The following is a 19,209-nucleotide window of genomic DNA, read 5'->3' as shown; positions in this document are numbered from 1 at the left end:
GGCTCAAGAAATCCGCACGAGGGGGGTGCCGGCGACACCGCCGAATTCGGCCAGCACGGTTTCGCCGCCGACGGCCGTCTGGCCAACGGCCACGCGCGGCGTGGCGGCCAGGGGCAGGAACACGTCGACGCGCGAGCCGAAGCGGATCAGGCCGAAACGCTCGCCGATGGCGATCGTGCCGCCGGCCTCTGCCCAGCAGACGATGCGGCGCGCCACCAGGCCGGCGATCTGAACGGCGGCGACCGTGCCGTTGGGGCTCTCGATCACCAGGCCGTTGCGCTCGTTCTCGGTGCTCGCCTTGTCGAGTTCGGCGTTGAGGAACTTTCCCGGCCGATGCTCGATCCTGGCGATGCGGCCACGCACCGGGGCGCGGTTTACATGGCAGGAAAACACGTTCATGAACACCGAGATGCGGGTCATCTCGACATTGCCGAGGCCGAGTTCGCGCGGCGGCACGGCCGGTCCGACCGCCGAGATGATGCCATCGGCGGGGCTGACCACGAGGCGGTCATCGACGGGGGTGACGCGCTCGGGATCACGGAAGAAATAGACGCACCAAGCCGTCAGGATAAGGCCGATCCAGAATAGAACCGAGGAGAAATAGCCGAGGAAAAGCGTTGCCGCGCCAAAGGCCGCGATGAAGGGATAGCCTTCGCGATGGATCGGTACGAACGCGTTCTTGACCGTATCGACAAGGCTCATCGGGTATAAACGGGCTCCGTTTCAAGTCCGGCCTCAATAGCCCAAAGCCCCCTTCGCCGCAACGCAACAATGGGCAAGGCCGTATTGGCCGCAACCGCCAGGGGGCGGCGATGTGCAGCGGCACGTGCGATATTGGCGGTACGGTCACATCCGCAGGACCCGCGACTTCTCGATACCGACTACAACGAACAAGCCAACGTCATGCTGCCCAACGCCTTGCCAATAGCAATTTCTTCGTGAGCGAAAAGCAACAAAGCGGCTGTCGGAACGGAGACCCCTCGCCCGTCCTTGGTGAGACAGCGTCTTTCATGGACCTTTCGGCCACCGTGACGCGCGCAACAAGGAGTTCCGGCAAATGCAGACACAATCGGCCACCCCACCGCGTCTCGTTACCGCCGGCCTCGCCTTCGGGGAATCGCCGCGCTGGCATGACGGACGCCTGTGGGTCTGCAACTGGGGCACCGGCGAGATCGTCGCTGTCGATGCCCGAGGCAAGGGCGAGGTCATGCTCACCGTGCCGGCTGTCCTGCCCTACTCCATCGACTGGCTGCCGGATGGCCGCCTGCTCGTCGTATCAGGCCGCGAAGGCTTGCTGCTGCGGCAGGAAGCCGATGGAAGGCTCGTCACCCACGCAGACTTGCGAGACCTGTCGAAAAGCCCGTGGAATGAGATCGTCGTCGACGGGCACGGCAACATCTATGTCAATGGCGGCGGGCCGGCGCCGGCGCCCGGGCAGCATTTCGGTCCGGGCACCATCGTGCTGATTGCGCCCGACGGCGCGATCCGGCAAGTGGCCGAGGACATTGCTTTTGCCAATGGCATGGCGGTGACCCCGGACAACAAGACGCTGATCGTCGCCGAATCCCATGCCAACCGGCTGACCGCCTTCGATATCGTCGCCGACGGCAGTCTCGCCAACCGGCGGGTCTGGGCCGACCTCGACGGCTTTCCTGACGGCATCTGCCTCGATGCCGAGGGTGCCGCCTGGTATGCGGATGTGCCCAACAAGCACTGCGTGAGGGTGCGCGAAGGCGGTGAGGTGCTGCAGACGGTCGGTGTCGATCGCGGCTGCTTTGCCTGCATGCTGGGCGGCACCAACAGGCAAACGCTGTTCATCGTCGCCGCCGAATGGCGTGGCTTCGAGCACATGATCAGCGATGCCCGAACCGGCCAGGTGCTCAGCGCAGACGCGCCGGCACCTGGCGTTGGCTGGCCTGGTTAGAGCCCTGGAATCCGCTGATAGTTGGCGATGTCGGCTCGCACCCCGAGCCGGGCGATCGTCTCCTGCGGGTTGAAGGCAACGCGTTCGTGCGCGGCCTTGACGATCGGCACCACCTTGTCGACGGCCGCCTGGCTTTCCCATTCGACGATCGTCACAAGGTTGAACTCGCCCGGGCCAGAGAATTGCTCAAGCAGGAAATCCTGTACGAACCCTTGCTGCACGCGCAGCAATTCATGCGTTGCCCTGACCTTGGCGAGTATCTCTTCGCGGGCGGCGGCGGGCACGACGAACTTGTCCACCCTGAACACGCTGCCGCCATCAACGTTCTGATTTATCTTGCTCATATCGATTGTTCCGTTCTTGAACGATGCTTCTTGCCGGGCTCCAAGAACGGCCTACAATCTCAACTAAAGTTGAGGTCAAGCGGAAAAATCGGTTTGCCACGCTGAGCCTTCAATTCACCTCGGACGTGCGGCGACGAACGATGATGCCAAGCTCGTCGCCCTCGCGGGCGATGCGCAGCCGCTCCTCGGCTTCGGTTGCCTCGCGCTGGCGGTCCCACATCGAGGCATAGAGGCCGTGCTTGCGCATCAGTTCGGCATGGGTGCCGCGCTCGGCGATCTGGCCGTCCTGCAGCACGATGATCTCGTCGGCCGTAATCACCGTCGACAGCCGGTGGGCGATGACGATGGTGGTGCGGCCGCGGCTGACCAGGTCGAGGGCTGCCTGGATCTCCTGCTCGGTGTGGCTGTCCAGCGCCGACGTCGCTTCATCGAGCATCAGGATCGGTGGCGCCTTCAGGATGGTGCGGGCGATTGCCACGCGCTGCTTCTCGCCGCCCGAGAGCTTCAACCCACGTTCGCCGACCATCGACTTGTAGCCATCGCGCAGCCGCTCGATGAACGGGCCGATCTGGGCGAGTTCGGCCGCCTTGCGCATATCCTCCTCGCTGGCACCGATGCGGCCATAGCGGATGTTGTAGGCGATGGTGTCGTTGAACAGCACGGTATCCTGCGGCACCATGCCGATCGCTCCGCGCAGGCTTTCCTGCGTCACATCCCTGATATCCTGGCCGTCGATCAGCACCTGGCCGCCCTGAACGTCGTAGAAGCGGAACAGAAGCCGCGAGATGGTCGACTTGCCGGCACCCGACGGCCCGACAATGGCGACCGTCTTGCCGGCCGGCACCTCGAAGCTGATGCCCTTCAGGATCTTGCGGTTCGGGTCATAGGAGAAATGCACGTCGCGGAACTCGACCGTGCCGGCGCTGACGGCGAGCAGCTTGGCATCCGGTCTGTCGACGATCTCCTGCGGCACATCGAGCAGGTCGAACATCTGTTCGATGTCGGTCAGCCCCTGCCGGATTTCGCGATAGATGAAGCCGATGAAATTGAGCGGCACCGACAGCTGCATCAGCATGGCGTTGATGAAAACGAAATCGCCGACCGTCTGGGTACCGGCCTGCACCTCCAGCGCCGACATGCACATGACGATGACGGTGCCGGCACCGAAGATGATGCCCTGGCCGAAATTCAGCCAGCCGAGCGAGGTCCAGATCCTAGTCGCGGCAATCTCGTAGCGGGCCATCGAGCGGTCGAAACGCTCGGCTTCCATGCCTTCGTTGTTGAAATATTTGACCGTCTCGTAATTGAGCAGCGAGTCGATCGCCTTGGTGTTGGCGTCGGTGTCGCTGTCGTTCATGTCGCGGCGGATCGAGATGCGCCAGTCGCTGGCGCGCACCGTGAACCAGACATAGACCCAGACGGTGACCGCGACGACGACGACATATTTCCAGCCATAGGTGTAGGCGAAGATGCCGGTGGTCAGCGCGAATTCGAGGATGGTCGGCGCGGTGTTGAGCATGATGAAGCGGACGATCGTCTCGATGCCCTTGGTGCCGCGCTCGATGATGCGCGACAGGCCGCCGGTGCGGCGCTCCAGGTGAAAGCGCAACGACAGTTGATGCATGTGGACGAAGGTGCGGAAGGCGAGCTGGCGCACCGCATACTGGCCGACGCGGGCAAACAGCGCGTCACGCAGCTGGTTGAAGCCAAGCTGCACCAGGCGCACGACATTGTAGGCGACGACCAGCATCACCGGCGCCAGCAGGAAGGAAGGCAGCGGCGGCACCGATTTGGCATCGCCGGCCAGCGCGTCGGTCGCCCATTTGAAGAAGTAGGGGCCGGCGACGAGCGTCAGCTTGGCGACGACCAGCAACAGCGTCGCCCAGGTTACCCGCGCCCTCAGATCGGCGCGGTCCGCCGGCCACATGTAGGGCCACAGGTTGAGCAGCGTCTTGAAGGTCGAGGAGTCGGAGACGGTTTTTTCGGCCATTTCTTGTGCCTTCTTCTTATCTTTTAGCGGCCGGAGCAGCAGGACGTGACGAGCGCGCTCAGCGATGCGGAGACATCGGCGAGCGCGGCGCGGTCGACCGCGTAGCGCGAGCGCTGGCGGTCGGGCTCGAAGCGGACCAAGCCAGCCTCGACAAGGATTTTCAGATGCTGGGAAACCGTGGACTGAGCCAGATCGAGACGGTCGACGACCTCGCGGCAGCAGCAGGAGTTGCTGGCCGACAGATGTTTGAGGATTTCGATGCGCGCCGGGTGCGAAAGTGCCGCCAGCCGGGCGGCGATATCGCGGCTATCCACGGCGGGGCTTTCCGGCGCGCGGCAGCTCCCGCCTGCTTCAATGAGGGATTCGGTCATCGTCCATCGGCGATAAACGATGACCGGCCCCACGGCAAGCTGCCCTTGTGGGCAGCGGCCGAGGAGATTGGTGCGCCGCATGTCGTTGCGGCAAGAACCGCAGCCCTCGGGATCAAATCCGAGGGACTGCTTGTTCAATGCATCAGTTTGTCTTGGCTGGCGCGGTTGTTGCCTGCTCGCCCATCGCCTTGAGGTCGGCGGCTTCGCCTTCCTTCGACTTTTCAGGCACCTTGAACACCTGCCCTGGCCAGATGCGGTCAGGATCGCTGATCTGGTCCTGGTTGGCGAGATAGATGGTCGAATAGCGCACGCCATGGCCGTAGACGCGCCGCGAAATCCGCCACAGCGTGTCGTGGCGGCGGATGATGATAGCGCCGTTGGCATGTTCGAGCTTGGGCGCCACGGTCTCGGGTACATCGCTTGGCGGCGTGGCCGCAGCGACGACGGCGGGCGCTTCGGCGGCGGGAGCCGGCGTCGCTGGTGCTGCGGCCGGTGCAGGCTCGGCCGGAGCGGCCGCGACAGCAGCGGGCGCTGCAGGGGCCGGCGCGGCCGGCGCTTCGGCGGCAGCTGGAGCCACCGGCTTTGCTTCGGCGGGCTTGGGCTCCGCAGGCGCCACGGCGGCGATCGCTTCACCCGGTTCGCGCTCGAACGGTACGGCGGCGCGGGCGACCACCTTCACGCCGTCGGCGTCGAGGCCGTCGACATGGATGGTGTAGCTGCCGACCGGAATGTCGCGCGTTGCCTCTACGAGGAAGTGACCGTCCGGCGACGTCTGCGCATCACCGAGCAGGATATCGTTGGCATAGGCTCGCACCTTGCGGCCGGCATCCGCGAGACCGGCAACAAAGATCTTGTTGCCGTCGATCTCGACCGCCTCGACGACGATCTTGGGCTCGGCAACTGATGCGGCGGGCGGCGTTGCCGATGCCGCCGGAGCAGGTGCTGCTTCCACCACGGCCGGCGCTGGCGCCGCCGGGGCGGCTGGTGCCGGGGCTGTAGCCGCTGGCGCTTGGGCAGCCTGGTCGCCGGCGGCCGGTGCGGCCGGCTTTGTCTCGGGCGCCGGAACCGTGAGCAGTTCGGCCGGCTTGCCCGGCTCCTCGACCATGGCCAACACCTGGCCGGCTGCATTCGCGGGAACCGAGACGACAGCGGTCTGCGCCGAGGCGGTCACGACATCGCCAGTGGTCGAGCGTAGCGCAATTGTGTAGTCGCCGGGCTTCAGCGGATCATCGAGCACGATGACAAAGGCGCCATCGGGACCGGTGACCGTCGAACCGAGCACGGTCGTGCCGTTGAGGATCTCGACCTTCGAGTTGGGCGCCGCATTGCCGGCGACGACGATCGAGCCGTTGCTCTCGACACGCACGACATCGAAAGTCGGCGCGACCGGACCAGTCGTGGCGGGCGCGGCCGGCGCTACCGCCTCCGTAGCCGGTGCGGCCGGGGCCGTCGCCTGGGGTGCCGCGGCGGGAGCGGCCGGCACCGACGCCGGCGGCAGCCGCGCTTCCGTGCCGGGATCAGCCGGTTTCGGCGCCGCGGGCGGCGTCAACGCCGCCACTTCCGCCGGCGGCGTGCGATTGAGATACGGGTCGAGTGCGCCCGATACATAGGCCGTTCCTACGGCCGCGACGGTCCCACCCGCCGCGAACAAGAACGCCTTCAGTGGATTAATTGCCATATTTCCCTACCCCTTAGCCACCTAATGCCGGTCTAACCTGTTTTGCATAGGCCGACAAGAAAAAGCCCGCCCTGGGCTTGACCACGCTTTCAGACACAATCACCAATCATCGGCATGAACACGATTCGATCCGTCTGTGTCTATTGCGGCTCGTCTCCGGGCCGCGATGAAATCTACGCCAAGGCCGGACACCTGCTCGGGCGCTCGATTGCGCGAGCCGGCCTCAGGCTGATCTATGGCGGCGGCACCAAAGGCATCATGGGCGCCGTCGCCGAAGGCGCGCTCAAGGCCGGCGGCAAGGTGACGGGCATCATTCCGCGCTTCCTGATCAACAGGGAAGCAACCGAAAGCGCGCTTGATCGGCTCGATGAACTCGTGATCACCGACAACATGCACGAGCGCAAACACAGGATGTTCGAGAAATCCGACGCCTTTGTGGCGTTGCCGGGCGGCATCGGCACGGTCGAGGAGATCGTCGAGATCATGACCTGGGCGCAGCTCGGCCATCACCGCAAACCGATCGTCTTCGGCAATGTCGGGGGATTCTGGGATCCGATGCTGGCTTTGCTCGACCACATGACGGCCGAGGGCTTCATCCATACCGCACAGCGGGTCAAGCCGCTGGTCGTCGATGACCCCGAGGCGATCGTCGCCGCCATCATGGTGGCAGGCTCGTCTGTCGACGCGCCGACCGAGGGCATGCAGTCGGTGATCGACAAGCTCTAGGCCGGATCTGGCTGCGCGGCTCGATTGTCCGCTGCTTGCCGCCGCAAGCCGGCGATCACCGCGCGGCGGTCATGGCGCCGCCAGGCGAGATGGATCGAAACCATGCGTTCGAACCATGGCAGGTCGCGAAACACGATCCGTGGCGGTGCGGCGGCACGCAGGCTGGATTGCACCGTCGCCAGGCCAAGGCCGGCGCTGACCAGACCGAGCGAGGTCAGTGGGTCCGCTGTCTCATAGGCGATGTCGGGGAGAAAGCCGGCCTTGGCGCAGGCGGCCAGGAACTGGCCACGGTTGGTATCGTCAGGCTGGCGCACGACGGTGATCCAGGTGCGGCCGTCGAGGTGGTGCGGCCTGATGTCCGACAACAAGGCAAGCGGATCATCCTCGGGGATGGCCAGCACCAGCGGCTCATGGCGCAGCGCCATGGCCGTGACATCCGGATCATCGTCAGCGGGCGGCGAGTAGACAAAGCCCAGGTCCAGCGATCGCTGCCGCAGCCCCTCCAACTGCGCCGCCGAACGCAGACTTCGCAACTGAAGATGAAAATCCGGCCGGTCGCGGCGGAACTGGCGCAGCATCCCGGCGACAAGTCCGGCATGCACGGCCCCCTCGACATAGCCGATGGCGAGACGGCCGACGGCACCGCTGGCCAGGTTGCGGCCGAACTCCTCCAGTCGCCGCGCATTGGACAGGAGTGCGCGGGCCTCGGTGAGGAAGGCGCGGCCCTCCGCGTTGAGGTGGACCCGCTGCTTCGCCCTTTCAAACAGAGCGACGCCGAGCTGCTCCTCGAGTTGCATGATCTGCCGGCTGAGCGGCGATTGCGAAATATGGATGATTTCAGCGGCGCGGCCGACATTGCCGGTTTCGGCGACGGTGACGAAATAGCGGAGCTGGCGCAGGTCGAACATTTTTCCTCCGAGGCTTCAAGCCCTATGAGGTCTCAACTTTAGCCTAATCAGTCTTGGACAGTCTGACCAGCCAAAGTGATAGTCGGCCATCCCAACCAAAGGAGACCACCATGCAGTTCTTTGCCCTTCTCACCCGCAACACAGAAAAGTTCAGCGATGCCGATTTCGCACCGCTGCTGCCTGGCGAAGCCGAACAGCGGCGCACGCTCTATGCCGAGGGCGCGGTGCGCCAGGTCTGGAATCGCGGCGATATTCCGGGCAGCGGCCTGATGTTCGAAGCGGGAAGCGATGCCGACGTGCGCAGCCACCTCGGTACCTTGCCGCTGGTCAAGGCCGGCATGATGGACATCGCCGCGATCGTGCCGCTCAACCCCTACCCGGGCTTCGGCCCGAAGCGCTGAACGGCAAAAGGCTATTGGCGGCGCGTGGCGCCGCCTCTCGCCTGCGGCTCGCCAGGCTGTGATCGACTGTCAAGAAACCGTCACACGAAACCGGGCTCGCTCGTGCTAGAAATCGCGGTCAGGCGGTCGCCATGCGGCAGCCATGTTCGAAACCTGCATCTGGCACGGCGCCAATGAACATTGCTCTCGCCCCGGAAGGCACCGACCTTTCGCCTTACCTGCCCGACGAGCATGGGCTGTTCTTCAGCTACCATTTCACCGCCGAAGGCGTGCGAACCAGGGACCCCGCGCAGGCGCGATGGACATGGCGCAGCTATCAGATCACCGACTTGCACGCCCGTCAGGAGATCGGCGCCGAAGAGGCTATGCCGAGGCCGGTGCGCGAGGCAATCCTTGCCCCCAGTCATGGCTGCCACATCGACTACGAGGACGACTGGCTCCATGGCGATCTGCCGGACCTCAAGCACGATTTTTCCGAGGCGCGCGGGCTCGTTCATTTCCGCTTCGCCTTCAACGATACGATGCTGATCGGCGCCCGCAAGCAGCCGCTGGAGTCGGTCGACGCCGTCCGCAAGGCGGTGGAGAATGGATCGCGGAAATTCCGCTCGCCGGCGGAACTGATCGAGGCGGTCATGGGCCAGTCGCTCGACGGCATGTCGGGCGAGCTGGGCAAGCTCGGCGATATGCTCGACGGCATCGAGGACCGTGTCGTGCGCGATGCATGGCACAATGAGCGGCAAGCGCTGGTCGAGGCGCGCCGACAGTTGGTGGTGATCCATCGGCAGATGGCGACACTCACAAACCTGTTTCGCCATCTCGACCATTCGCATCGCGACGAGCTGCCCGACCAGATCAACGACATGGCGGCCAGGCTCTCGCACCGGACGCATACTCTCTATCATGACGGCGAGCAGTTGCAGGCGCGCACAAGGCTGTTGCAGGACGAGCTGATGGCCAAGCTGACCATGCAGTCGAACCAGTTGCTCTATGTTCTCTCCGTCATGACCGCCGTGCTGCTGCCGATGACCATCATTTCCGGCCTGTTCGGCATGAATGTCGGCGGGCTGCCGCTTGTCGACACGCCAATGGGTTTCTGGGTGGTGACAGCGGTCTCACTTGCTATCGCTGCAATAACCTATCTGTTCGTCCGGCGCCTCGGGCGGCTGTAAGCAGTCAAACCGCGCGAAGATCCTCGACGATGGTGCCCGCTGCCGCGACTTCCGCTTCGTGGCCGGGCTCACGCCAGGTCTCTGCAAGGCCTGCCGCGTACCATTCGCGCATCGCCGGCAAGGCAAGCAATCGCTCCGGATAGGCGGCGGCGGCCCCGTCGAAAGAGAGCCCATAGGACTGGGCCCGAAACGCCACCGGGGCAAAGAAGGCGTCGACGGCGGTGAAATGAGCGCCGGCGAGAAACGGCCCACCGAAACGGGCAAGGCCATCGTTCCACAAATCGCCGAGGCGAAAGAGATCCTGCTTCAGCGCATCGGACATCGGGAACGGTTTGGCGCGCAGGCCGCAACTCATCGGACAGGCGCCGCGCAGCGCGGTGAAACTCGAGTGCATTTCGGCGGCGGCCGAGCGCGCCCAGGCGCGCGCCTTGGCCTCGACGGGCCACACACCATGGTGGCGCTCCGCGAGATATTCGGCGATGGCCAGCGAATCCCAGACCGCCCAGCCATCGTCGATCAGGCACGGCACCCGGCCGCTGGGCGAGAACGCCCGGTAGAGATCCCAGCTCGATCCGGTCGGAAACGGCGTCAGCCGCTCCTCGAACGGAATATCGAGCTCTCGCATCAACACCCATGGCCGCAATGACCACGAGGAATAGTTCTTGTTGGCGATATGCAGCACGTACATTGGGGAGCCCTTAGCTTGTAGCCCGCACCGCCGACCGGACCTCGCGGCCACGGAACATCGACCAGGAATAGATCGCCAGTGCCGCCCAGATCAGCGCAAAGGCGACGGCCTGGGTGGTGCCGAAAGGCTCATCGAAGATCAGAACGGCGATCAGGAACACCATGGTCGGCGCGATATACTGCATGATGCCGATGGTCGATAGGCGCAGCAGCTTGGCACCGAAGGCGAACAACAGCAGTGGTATCGATGTGACCGGGCCACAGCCGATCAGCAACGCGGTGTCGGTGCCGTTGCTGGAGACGAAATGGTCCTGCCCGGTGGCGATCAGGTACCCGATATAGCCGAGTGCCGGCACCGACAGCAAAAGCACTTCGAGCAGAAAACCCTGGCTCGGGCCGATCGGCAGCGTCTTGCGGAAGAAGCCGTAGGCGGCAAAGGAAAACGCAAGTGCCAGCGACACCCAGGGCAACTTGCCGCCTTCGATCGTCAGCACCGTGACCGCGACCGCCGCCAGCACGACGGCAGCGATCTGCAGCCGGTCGAGCCGTTCGCCGAGCAGCACAGCTCCAACCACGACCACCACCAGCGGGTTGATGTAATAGCCGAGCGCGGTCTCGACGGTGCGGTCGACGGAGATCGCCCAGACATAGATGCCCCAGTTGACGGAGATCAGCGCCGCGGTCAGCGCCGCCATCGCAATGGTGCGCGGCGAGCGAACTGCCGCCTTGAAGTCCGCCGTGCGCCCAGCCCAGACCAGAACGGCAGCAGCGATCGGCACTGACCAGACGATGCGATGGGCGATCACTTCGATAAGTGGCAGGTGCGCCACCGCCTTCATGTAGAAGGGCAGCGTGCCCCACAGGAGATAGGCGCCCAGCGCCAGCAGGAAGCCGCGATGGGCCTTGGCGTCTGCGTCGAGGTGAGCTGTTTCGGTGACCATGGCCCAAGGCTATGGCCCAGCCGCCTTGGCAAGACCATCGCAAAGTTCTGATGGATCAATGGACTTTCGCTGATGGTTCAACCCTACTCGGCAGCGACAAGTCCCGCCATTTCGCGGTTCTTCATCAGTTTGTAGACGATGGAATCCATCAGCGCCTGGAACGAGGCGTCGATGATGTTCTCGGAAACGCCGACCGTCCACCAGCGCGCGCCGGTGCCGTCATGCGATTCGATCAGGACGCGGGTGATGGCCTCGGTGCCGCCATTGAGGATACGCACCTTGAAGTCGGCGAGCTCGAGGTCGACGATCTCGCTCTGGTATTTGCCAAGATCCTTGCGCAGCGCAATGTCGAGCGCGTTGACCGGGCCATGCCCTTCCGCGACCGACATCTTTTCCTCGCCATCGACGAGCACTTTCACGATCGCTTCGGACACCGTCTTCAACTGACCGTTGGCATCAAAGCGGCGCTCGACCATGCAGCGGAACGAGGTGACGTTGAAGAACTCCGGCAGGCCGTGCAGCATCTTGCGCGCCAAAAGCTCGAAGCTGGCATCGGCGCCTTCATAGGCGTAACCCTCGGCCTCGCGTTCCTTGACCACGGCGATCAGCGCATCGAGCCGGTGATCGTCCCTGGGCACCTCGATGCCGCGCCGTTTCAACTCGGCGAGAAAATTGGCCTTGCCACCCTGGTCGGAGACCATGACGCGGCGGCGGTTGCCGACCGTTTCAGGCGGCACATGCTCATAGGTCGCCGGCTCCTTGGCCAGCGCGGAAGCATGGATGCCGGCCTTGGTGGCAAAGGCCGAGGCGCCGACATAGGGCGCCTGCGCTTCCGGCGCGCGGTTCAGCAGTTCATCGAAGGCGCGCGACAGGCGCGAAATGCCGGTCAGCGCCTCGGCCGAAATGCCGGTCTCGAAGCGATCCGCAAAAGCCGGTTTCAGCGCCAAGGTCGGCACGATCGAGATCAGATTGGCATTGCCGCAGCGCTCGCCGATGCCGTTGAGCGTGCCCTGGATCTGGCGCACACCGGCCTCGACCGCGGCCAGCGAATTGGCGACCGCCTGGCCGGTATCGTCATGGGCATGAATGCCGAGATTGCGGCCTGGTATCCCGGAGGCGATCACCTTCTCGACGATGGCGCGGACTTCCGAGGGCTGCGTGCCGCCATTGGTATCGCACAGCACCACCCAGCGCGCACCGGCGTCGTAGGCGGTCTTGGCGCAGGCCAGCGCGTAGACTGGATTGGCCTTGAATCCGTCGAAGAAATGCTCGCAGTCGACCAATGCCTCCTTGCCGGAAGCAATCGCTGCTTCGACGGAGGCCTTGATGGCGTCGAGGTTTTCCTCATTGGTACAGCCGAGCGCGACGCGGACATGGTAGTCCCAGCTCTTGGCGACGAAACAGATGGCATCCGACTTCGATTGCACGAGCGCTGCCAGGCCGGGGTCGTTGGAGGCCGACACCCCTGCCCGCTTGGTCATGCCGAAGGCGACGAACTTGGCGCGCGCCGTGCGCTTCTCCTGGAAGAACGCGGTATCGGTCGGGTTGGCACCGGGATAGCCGCCCTCGACATAGTCGATGCCGAATTCGTCAAGCAGCCTGGCGATGGCGATCTTGTCCTCGACGGAAAAATCGATGCCCGGCGTCTGCTGGCCGTCGCGCAAAGTCGTGTCGAAGAGATAGAGACGCTCGCGGGTCATGGTCATTTGCCCGCAAACTTGTCCGTCGCCCGGATCAGCCGATCGAGGATACCCGGCTCCGAATAAGCGTGGCCGGCACCCTCGATCAGGTGGAAGTCCGCCTTCGGCCAGGCCTTGTGCAGCGCCCAGGCATAGCGCGCCGGACACGGCATGTCGTAGCGGCCGTGGACGATGGTGCCGGGAATAGCCCCAAGCTTGAAGGCGTCGCGCAGCAACTGCCCCTCTTCAAGCCAGCCGGCATGGACGAAATAATGGTTCTCGATGCGGGCGAAGGCGACGGCGTAGTCGTCCTCACCGAACGGACCGCTGGTTTCAGGCTCAGGCAACAGCGTGATCGTCTCGCCTTCCCACAGGCTCCAGGCGCGAGCAGCCTCGATCTGCGCCTTGCGGTCGCTGCCGACCAGCCGCTTGCGGTAGGCGGCCATCATGTCGCCGCGCTCGGCTTGCGGGATCGGCGCGAGGAACCGCTCCCATTTGTCGGGAAACATTTCCGAGACGCCGAACTGATAATACCATTCGAGTTCGGCACGCGTCAGCGTGTAGATGCCGCGCACCACCAGTTCGCTGACGCGATCTGGGTGGGTTTCGGCATAGGCCAGCGCCAGCGTCGAGCCCCAGGAGCCGCCGAACACCAGCCATTTGTCGAAGCCGGCCATCTCGCGCAAGCGCTCGATGTCGGCGACGAGATGCCAGGTCGTATTGGCTTCGAGCGATGCATTGGGCGTCGATTTCCCGCAGCCGCGCTGGTCGAACAGGATGACGTCGTAGAGCTTAGGGTCGAACAGCCGGCGGTGTTTTGGCGAAATGGTGCCGCCTGGCCCGCCATGCAGGAACACCGCCGGCTTGGCGCCCTTGGTGCCGGAACGCTCCCAGTAGACCTGATGGCCGTCGCCGACATCGAGCATGCCGGAATCGAAGGCCTCGATCTCGGGATAGAGAGTACGCAATCGACTGCTCATAGTTGCAAACCCTTGGTCGGCCAGTCCGCTGTTTCATGGTCGGGGTGCTGGAAGGAAATGATCTGCTCCTGCCGGGCGTAATAATCAGGATCCTGGTGGACGGGCTGATCGAAAATCGTCTCCACCCAAGGCAGTCGCGCGGCGTAGTTGACCTGGATCCGTGGGGCGAGATCGGAGCGGTCGTCGAAGGCGCCGATGGCGATCTCGAGCCCGCCGGGCTGCCGGTAGGTCAGCGGCGTACCGCAGCGGGCGCAAAAGCCTCGATCGATGTTGACCGACGACTGGAAATAGCTCGGCTCTTCATGGGTCCATTCGACGCCATCCTTAGGCACAGTCACCAGCGCACCGAAGAACGAGCCGAACTGCTTCTGGCACATGCGGCAATGGCAGATCGAGGGACGGCCTAGCGCCCCGCGAATGCGGAAACGCACGGCGCCGCACTGGCAGCCGCCGGTTCGTATTATCTCGGTCATGACTTTTCCTTTGGCGGCCATTGTTCGGTGTCGTGGTCGGGATGCTGGTATGAGACGAGTTCGGCGAGGTACGGCGCCGATCCGATATCGGCCATCGTGTCCTCGGACGGCAGTTCGGGAATGCCGTCGACGTAAGGAAGCTTGGCCTCGACGCCCCACTGGATCGTCGGCGCGATGCCTGACGGATCGTCAAAGGCTGCGATCGCGAGCGCCATGCCGTCCGGCGCCTCGAAGGTCAGCGGCGTGCCGCATTCGGCGCAGAAGCCGCGCCAGGCGGCATTGGACGAGCGGAAGCGTTTTGGCTCGCCACGCGTCCAGTCGAGCGTGGCGCCGCGCACCGAAACCAGCGGCAGATAGAAATTGCCGCTCGCCTTCTGGCACATGCGGCAATGGCAGATCGAAGCGTCGCCAAGCGCGCCCTCGACGCGGAAGCGCACCGCACCGCACTGGCAGCCACCGGTGTAGACCGGCCGGTTGTCGAGGCTCATGACCGCCTACTCCGGCACATGGCAGACGGCCTCGACATTGTTGCCGTCGGGATCGAAGACGAAGGCGCCGTAGTAGTTCGGGTGATAGTGCGGGCGCAGGCCCGGCCCGCCATTGTCCTTGCCGCCGGCGGCGAGTGCGGCTGCGTGGAAAGCATCGACCTCGGCGCGGCTGCGCGCCGTGAAAGCGACATGCTGGTGATCCCTGGGCTTGTCCTTGCCGGCGTGCAGCCAGAACACCGGCCGATCGCGACCATAGCCGCCGACCTTGGCGCCGCCGGTGTATTCCTGCGGCACCATGTAGAGGAGTGCTGCCCCCAGCGGCGCCATCGCCTTGTCGTAGAAAGCCTTCGAAGCGTCGAAATCGGCCACGGTGATGCCGAGATGGTCGATCATGGAACGGACTCCCTTGCTGGTTCGCTGGCGGCCATTTCAGCGCTGGCCAGGCCGGCCTCGATGACGATGTGCTGGCAGACATTGTCGATATCGCGAATGACGTCGTCGTTCCAGAAGCGCAGGATGGTCCAGCCCAATGCCTCAAGCTTGGCAGTTCTCTCAGCGTCGGATGCCGAGGCGTCGGCCTGAGCGTGCTGAGAACCATCCAACTCGACGATCAGCTTCTTACTGGAGCAGGCGAAATCGACGATGTAGCCGCTGATGGGCATCTGGCGTCGAAACGCCAGCCCCATGAGTCGGTGTGCGCGAATTTCATTCCAGAATTTCAGTTCGGCATCGGTCATTGCCTTGCGCATTTTGCGCGCGTTGCTTCGGTTGTTGGCGGACACTGGATAATGCGTCATCGCGGTTCGCCCCCCTCTGCCCTACCGGGCATCTCCCCCTCAAGGGGGGAGATCGGCAGCTTCGCCGAAGGCGCCCAATCATCAACGTAGGCGATTGGCGAAAGCCGAAATGACGTCCAATCTCCCCCCTTGAGGGGGAGATGCCCGGTAGGGCAGAGGGGGGCGTTTCGCTCCACCCTCACCGCTTCACCTCCCAGGTCGTCACACGTTCGCCGGTGGCGGGGTCCTTGCCGTCCTTCAACTGTACACCTTGCGCCAAGAGTTCGTCGCGGATGCGGTCGGCCTCGGCCCAGTTCTTCGCCGCGATGAGCGCGAGGCGATTGGCGATCGTTCTGGCGACCTTGTCCTCATCCACCTCTGCCGAGGCGACATCGAATCCCAGGAACAGCAGCGACGCCTTCAGCGCAGCAGCGGCTTCGTTGCTGTCCGCGGCTTCGCCGGCCAACTGCGTCAGGACCTGGAAGGCGGCATAGGTGGCGAGATCGTCCGACAAGGCATCGACGACCTCCGCCGGTAACTGCCCCGCCGCCGGCGCCAGGTCTGCCGCCCTTTTCCATTTGCGTAGCGTATTCTCCGCCTCTTCCAGCTTGCGCACGGAAAAATCGATCGGCTCGCGATAATGCGTCATCAGCATTGCCAGCCGCAGCACCTCGCCCGGCCATCTGCGGCCACCAAAAGTATCCGTCTCCAGCAGTTCGTTGATCGAATAGAAATTGCCGAGGCTCTTCGACATCTTCTGCCCCTCGACCTGCAGGAAGCCGTTGTGCATCCAGATGTTGGCCATGACATCGGTGCCGTGCGCGCAACGCGATTGGGCGATCTCGTTCTCATGGTGCGGGAAGATCAGGTCGAGCCCGCCGCCATGGATGTCGAACACCTCGCCGAGATAGGCGGCCGACATCGCCGAGCACTCGATGTGCCAGCCCGGCCGGCCCCTGCCCCAGGGCGAATTCCAGCCCGGCTCCTCCCGCGACGAGAGCTTCCACAGCACGAAGTCGCCGGGATTCTTCTTGTGCGCGTCGACGGCGATGCGAGCACCGGCCTGCTGCTCGTCGAGATTGCGCTTCGACAATTGTCCATAGTCCGGCATCGACGCCGTGTCGAACAGCACTTCGCCTGCCGCGACATAGGCATGGCCGCGTTCGATAAGGCTTTGAATCAAGGTGATCATGTCGGCCTTGCCGTCAGCGCGGGGCTCGACGAATTCGGTGGCGCGCGGCTCGAATGTCGGCTGCAGGCAGCCGAGCGTCGCCACGTCCTTGTGGAACTGGTCGGCGGTCTTTTCGGTGACCCGCCGGATTGCCTCGTTGAGAGAAAGTGCCCCGGAAGCGATCTCGCCGCCGAAATCACGCAGGGCGCGCGCGTTAATCTTGTCGTCGACATCTGTGATGTTGCGCACATACGTGACGTGCGCTTCGCCGTAGACATAGCGTAGCAAACGGAACAGCACATCGAAGACGATCACCGGCCGCGCATTGCCGATATGGGCAAAGTCGTAGACCGTCGGGCCGCAGACATACATGCGCACATTGCGTGGATCGATCGGGACGAAATCCTCCTTGCTCCGCGTTAGCGTGTTGTAGAGGCGCAGGCCCTTCGATGCGTCAGACATTCGTGCCTTCCCGGTCCGTTGATAATGAAGCCCAGCCTGCGCCAAGGGCGCAAATCGGGCTCCAGCCTGCTGGCCGGGGCGTTTGTCCAATCTAGGGGAAGATGAGGCGAAAACGTCCGGACCAGCGCGAGGCTAGCCAATAATGCAAATGCCACAAATGGCGAAAGACGTTTTCATGGGCGGCTTTATCGCCTTGGCCGGTGTTGCCGTCAAGTCGCTGGTTCCGAGAAAAACGTCACGAAGACTGGCAAACGCGTGGTTCGATCACGCGGAATCAGGCAGTGAAACATTTTATTAAACATGTCGGCACAGTCATGAAACATTCGCCGGCTAGATCACCAGACGTCACGATTTGGTCGGATTCGGCCAGCAAACGCAGACACTGAAATGTTACCTGGGAAGAGAGACATGCCTCGCAGCAAGCAGGAATCCAACCGCGCCAAGCAACCGGCGCTGACCAACCACTATCGCGCAATCGGCCCGGCGGCGATCGTCGCCGCCCTTCTCCACACCGCGAAGAAGAAAAAGCCGGCGCAGAGGATCGTATCCCCCCGCGCTGCCTGAAGCAGTGTTGGGCCGGCGCCAAAGGCGCCGCGCACGGTGGCGCTGGATGCGCCTCAAAATAACAGCCTCTGCTAAAACAGCGTCATCTGACTGTCGTCCGCGCCGGGCTTCTGGCGCTTGACCTTCTCGGGCTCCGGCCCGATCTCGCCCCTCTCCTGTATCTCCGGTCCGGTGTTGGCGACCTTGTTGACAAGGTCGGAGACCGGAATTGCCTCGAAGAAACCTGTTGGCGCCGGCCGCAACAGGTTGGCGACATCGCGCGGCTCGAGCGTGCGGCAATCCAGCCAGCGGGCGAAATCCCTGGGATCGATCACCACCGGCATGCGATCATGGATGTGGGCAATGTCGGCATTGGCGTTGGCGGTCAGGATGGCGCCGGTATCCATTTCCGAACCGCCCGGCTCGGCATAGGTCTCGACAAGGCCGGCAAAGGCGACCAACCCGCCATGACTGGGCCGAATCCAATAGGGCTGCCCCTTCTTGCCGCCGGTCTGCCGCCACTCGTAGAAACCTGAGGTCGGCACCAGCGCGCGGCGATGGCGCATGGCGGCCTTGAACGAGGCCTTTTCGGCTGCCCCTTCCGAGCGCGCGTTGAACAGCAGCGGAAACTCCCTGGTGTCCTTGACCCAGGTTGGGATGAGCCCCCAGCGCACCAGCACAGACTGCCGGTCCGGCAGATTCGAGCCCGGTGCCCGCGAGGCGCCGGCGGTCGCCATCAGGATCGGCTGCGTCGGGGCAATATTGTAGCGCGCGGGGAAATCCTCCAGTTCGGCCAAGCCCAGAAAAGCGGCGGTCTGGTCCGGCGTCGCGGTCAAGGCAAAGCGTCCGCACATGGTCGATTGGTGCTCTTCGAATGGTTCGGTTTGAAAGTGGCGATGGAACCGGCGTTGCGCAACCGCTAAAGCTTCCCCATGCTGGGCGGTCCACAACAGTCCTGCCTTCAATGAGCCCGATCGGAAATCCATGAACGAAGCGCGCAGGACACTTCCGGCAGTCTCGGTGGCCGTCGTGCGTGGCCAGACCGTGCTCCTGGTCAAGCGGGCGCGGCAGCCGTCACAAGGGCTCTATGCCTTTCCGGGCGGCAAGGTCGAGGCCGGCGAAACGCTCGAGGATGCGGCAAAACGCGAACTGCTGGAGGAGACCGGCTTGCGGGCCACCCATTACCGCCCGCTTCGGGAGATCCATATCGATGGCAGGGATGACAACCACCCGGTCGACTATCTCCTGACGGTGTTCGGTGCCGCGCATGCCGGCGGCGAGGCGGTGGCCAGCGACGATGCCGAGACAGCGGCCTTCTATACACTCAACGAGATGATGGCGCTGCCGCTCGCCGGCTCGGTGTTCGCGGTCGCCGAGGAACTGCTGGATCCTGGCGGAAACGCTGGGCCGCTGGAGCCGTGAAAATCGCCTTGCGGGCGACAAATTGTTTCGTCACAAAGGCTTATGCTGTTTGGCGGCCACAACGGCTCACGCCGTG

General features: G+C 64.0%; 22 protein-coding genes. 6 read left to right on the top strand and 16 right to left on the bottom strand.

The genetic code is table 11. The annotated features are described in order from the left end of the window. Positions 1–3 precede the first annotated feature (3 nt). Positions 4–702 carry a phosphatidylserine decarboxylase gene (locus NR193_RS04255; RefSeq protein ID WP_256749621.1) on the bottom strand — a complete coding sequence of 233 codons (699 nt, stop codon included), beginning with the start codon at positions 700–702 and terminating at the stop codon, positions 4–6. Positions 703–1,057: 355 nt separating this feature from the next. On the opposite strand from NR193_RS04255, the gene NR193_RS04250 reads away from it, so the two are divergent. Next, entirely contained in the window at positions 1,058–1,924 is an 867-nt protein-coding gene (locus NR193_RS04250) for an SMP-30/gluconolactonase/LRE family protein (RefSeq protein ID WP_256749620.1), read from the top strand. Here the strand turns inward: NR193_RS04250 and NR193_RS04245 are convergent. The 4 genes from NR193_RS04245 to NR193_RS04230 form a co-directional block, all read right to left on the bottom strand. Then, positions 1,921–2,268, bottom strand: a complete 348-nt coding sequence (locus tag NR193_RS04245) for an antibiotic biosynthesis monooxygenase (RefSeq protein ID WP_091577164.1) — start codon at positions 2,266–2,268, stop codon at positions 1,921–1,923. The genes NR193_RS04250 and NR193_RS04245 overlap by 4 nt on opposite strands. 109 nt (positions 2,269–2,377) lie before the next feature. Further along, entirely contained in the window at positions 2,378–4,258 is a 1,881-nt protein-coding gene (locus NR193_RS04240) for an ABC transporter ATP-binding protein/permease (RefSeq protein WP_256749619.1), read from the bottom strand. A gap of 23 nt (positions 4,259–4,281) precedes the next feature. Then, positions 4,282–4,629, bottom strand: coding sequence for a helix-turn-helix transcriptional regulator (locus tag NR193_RS04235; protein ID WP_256749829.1), 348 nt, complete (start codon positions 4,627–4,629; stop codon positions 4,282–4,284). Between the two features lie 142 nt (positions 4,630–4,771). Next, positions 4,772–6,307, bottom strand: coding sequence for a LysM peptidoglycan-binding domain-containing protein (locus tag NR193_RS04230; protein WP_256749618.1), 1,536 nt, complete (start codon positions 6,305–6,307; stop codon positions 4,772–4,774). A 114-nt stretch (positions 6,308–6,421) separates the two neighbouring features. On the opposite strand from NR193_RS04230, the gene NR193_RS04225 reads away from it, so the two are divergent. Further along, a complete protein-coding gene (locus tag NR193_RS04225; protein ID WP_256749617.1) occupies positions 6,422–7,033 on the top strand; it encodes a TIGR00730 family Rossman fold protein in 612 nt (203 codons plus the stop codon). On the opposite strand, the gene NR193_RS04220 is transcribed toward NR193_RS04225, so the two are convergent. Continuing rightward, positions 7,030–7,941, bottom strand: a complete 912-nt coding sequence (locus NR193_RS04220; protein WP_256749616.1) for a LysR substrate-binding domain-containing protein — start codon at positions 7,939–7,941, stop codon at positions 7,030–7,032. The two genes, NR193_RS04225 and NR193_RS04220, sit on opposite strands and share 4 nt — an antisense overlap. Before the next feature lie 110 nt (positions 7,942–8,051). Here NR193_RS04220 and NR193_RS04215 point away from each other — a divergent pair, with 110 nt between their 5' ends. Further along, complete coding sequence (locus NR193_RS04215; RefSeq protein WP_256749615.1) at positions 8,052–8,342, top strand: hypothetical protein; 291 nt, start codon at positions 8,052–8,054, stop codon at positions 8,340–8,342. Positions 8,343–8,515: 173 nt separating this feature from the next. After that, positions 8,516–9,511, top strand: coding sequence for a transporter (locus tag NR193_RS04210; RefSeq protein ID WP_256749614.1), 996 nt, complete (start codon positions 8,516–8,518; stop codon positions 9,509–9,511). Between the two features lie 4 nt (positions 9,512–9,515). Here the strand turns inward: NR193_RS04210 and NR193_RS04205 are convergent, their stop codons facing one another. The 9 genes from NR193_RS04205 to cysS form a co-directional block, all read right to left on the bottom strand. Then, positions 9,516–10,199: a glutathione S-transferase family protein gene (locus tag NR193_RS04205; RefSeq protein WP_256749613.1), complete on the bottom strand. Its 684-nt coding sequence runs from the start codon at positions 10,197–10,199 to the stop codon at positions 9,516–9,518. A 10-nt stretch (positions 10,200–10,209) separates the two neighbouring features. Then, positions 10,210–11,139 carry an EamA family transporter RarD gene (rarD, locus tag NR193_RS04200; RefSeq protein WP_256749612.1) on the bottom strand — a complete coding sequence of 310 codons (930 nt, stop codon included), beginning with the start codon at positions 11,137–11,139 and terminating at the stop codon, positions 10,210–10,212. Positions 11,140–11,222: 83 nt separating this feature from the next. Next, a complete protein-coding gene (cimA, locus tag NR193_RS04195) occupies positions 11,223–12,845 on the bottom strand; it encodes a citramalate synthase (RefSeq protein ID WP_256749611.1) in 1,623 nt (540 codons plus the stop codon). Further along, the gene (pip, locus tag NR193_RS04190; RefSeq protein ID WP_256749610.1) at positions 12,842–13,798 is read right to left on the bottom strand and encodes a prolyl aminopeptidase; all 957 of its coding nucleotides are present in this window, start codon (positions 13,796–13,798) and stop codon (positions 12,842–12,844) included. The genes cimA and pip overlap by 4 nt, the downstream gene beginning before the upstream one ends. Continuing rightward, on the bottom strand, positions 13,795–14,271 hold the full coding sequence (locus tag NR193_RS04185; protein ID WP_256749609.1) for a GFA family protein: 477 nt from the start codon (positions 14,269–14,271) through the stop codon (positions 13,795–13,797). Before NR193_RS04185 ends, pip begins: the two co-directional genes overlap by 4 nt. Beyond that, positions 14,268–14,759, bottom strand: coding sequence for a GFA family protein (locus tag NR193_RS04180; protein WP_256749608.1), 492 nt, complete (start codon positions 14,757–14,759; stop codon positions 14,268–14,270). Before NR193_RS04180 ends, NR193_RS04185 begins: the two co-directional genes overlap by 4 nt. Before the next feature lie 6 nt (positions 14,760–14,765). Then, positions 14,766–15,152: a VOC family protein gene (locus NR193_RS04175; RefSeq protein WP_091577144.1), complete on the bottom strand. Its 387-nt coding sequence runs from the start codon at positions 15,150–15,152 to the stop codon at positions 14,766–14,768. Then, positions 15,149–15,556 carry an endonuclease domain-containing protein gene (locus NR193_RS04170; RefSeq protein WP_256749607.1) on the bottom strand — a complete coding sequence of 136 codons (408 nt, stop codon included), beginning with the start codon at positions 15,554–15,556 and terminating at the stop codon, positions 15,149–15,151. Before NR193_RS04170 ends, NR193_RS04175 begins: the two co-directional genes overlap by 4 nt. A gap of 178 nt (positions 15,557–15,734) precedes the next feature. After that, positions 15,735–17,168 (bottom strand): cysteine--tRNA ligase, encoded by a 1,434-nt coding sequence (gene cysS, locus NR193_RS04165; protein WP_256749606.1) that lies wholly within the window; start codon positions 17,166–17,168, stop codon positions 15,735–15,737. 408 nt (positions 17,169–17,576) lie between these two features. Here cysS and NR193_RS04160 point away from each other — a divergent pair, with 408 nt between their 5' ends. Next, a complete protein-coding gene (locus NR193_RS04160; protein ID WP_256749605.1) occupies positions 17,577–17,732 on the top strand; it encodes a hypothetical protein in 156 nt (51 codons plus the stop codon). A 71-nt stretch (positions 17,733–17,803) separates the two neighbouring features. On the opposite strand, the gene NR193_RS04155 is transcribed toward NR193_RS04160, so the two are convergent. Beyond that, the gene (locus NR193_RS04155) at positions 17,804–18,565 is read right to left on the bottom strand and encodes an SOS response-associated peptidase (protein ID WP_256749604.1); all 762 of its coding nucleotides are present in this window, start codon (positions 18,563–18,565) and stop codon (positions 17,804–17,806) included. 130 nt (positions 18,566–18,695) lie between these two features. On the opposite strand from NR193_RS04155, the gene NR193_RS04150 reads away from it, so the two are divergent. Further along, positions 18,696–19,133, top strand: a complete 438-nt coding sequence (locus NR193_RS04150; RefSeq protein WP_256749603.1) for an NUDIX hydrolase — start codon at positions 18,696–18,698, stop codon at positions 19,131–19,133. Positions 19,134–19,209 lie beyond the last annotated feature (76 nt).

The sequence above is a fragment of the Mesorhizobium sp. Mes31 genome, assembly GCF_024519675.1.
GTDB lineage: Bacteria > Pseudomonadota > Alphaproteobacteria > Rhizobiales > Rhizobiaceae > Mesorhizobium.
Note: the sequence above shows the minus strand (reverse complement) of the source record. Positions and strands in the feature narration are given on the sequence as shown.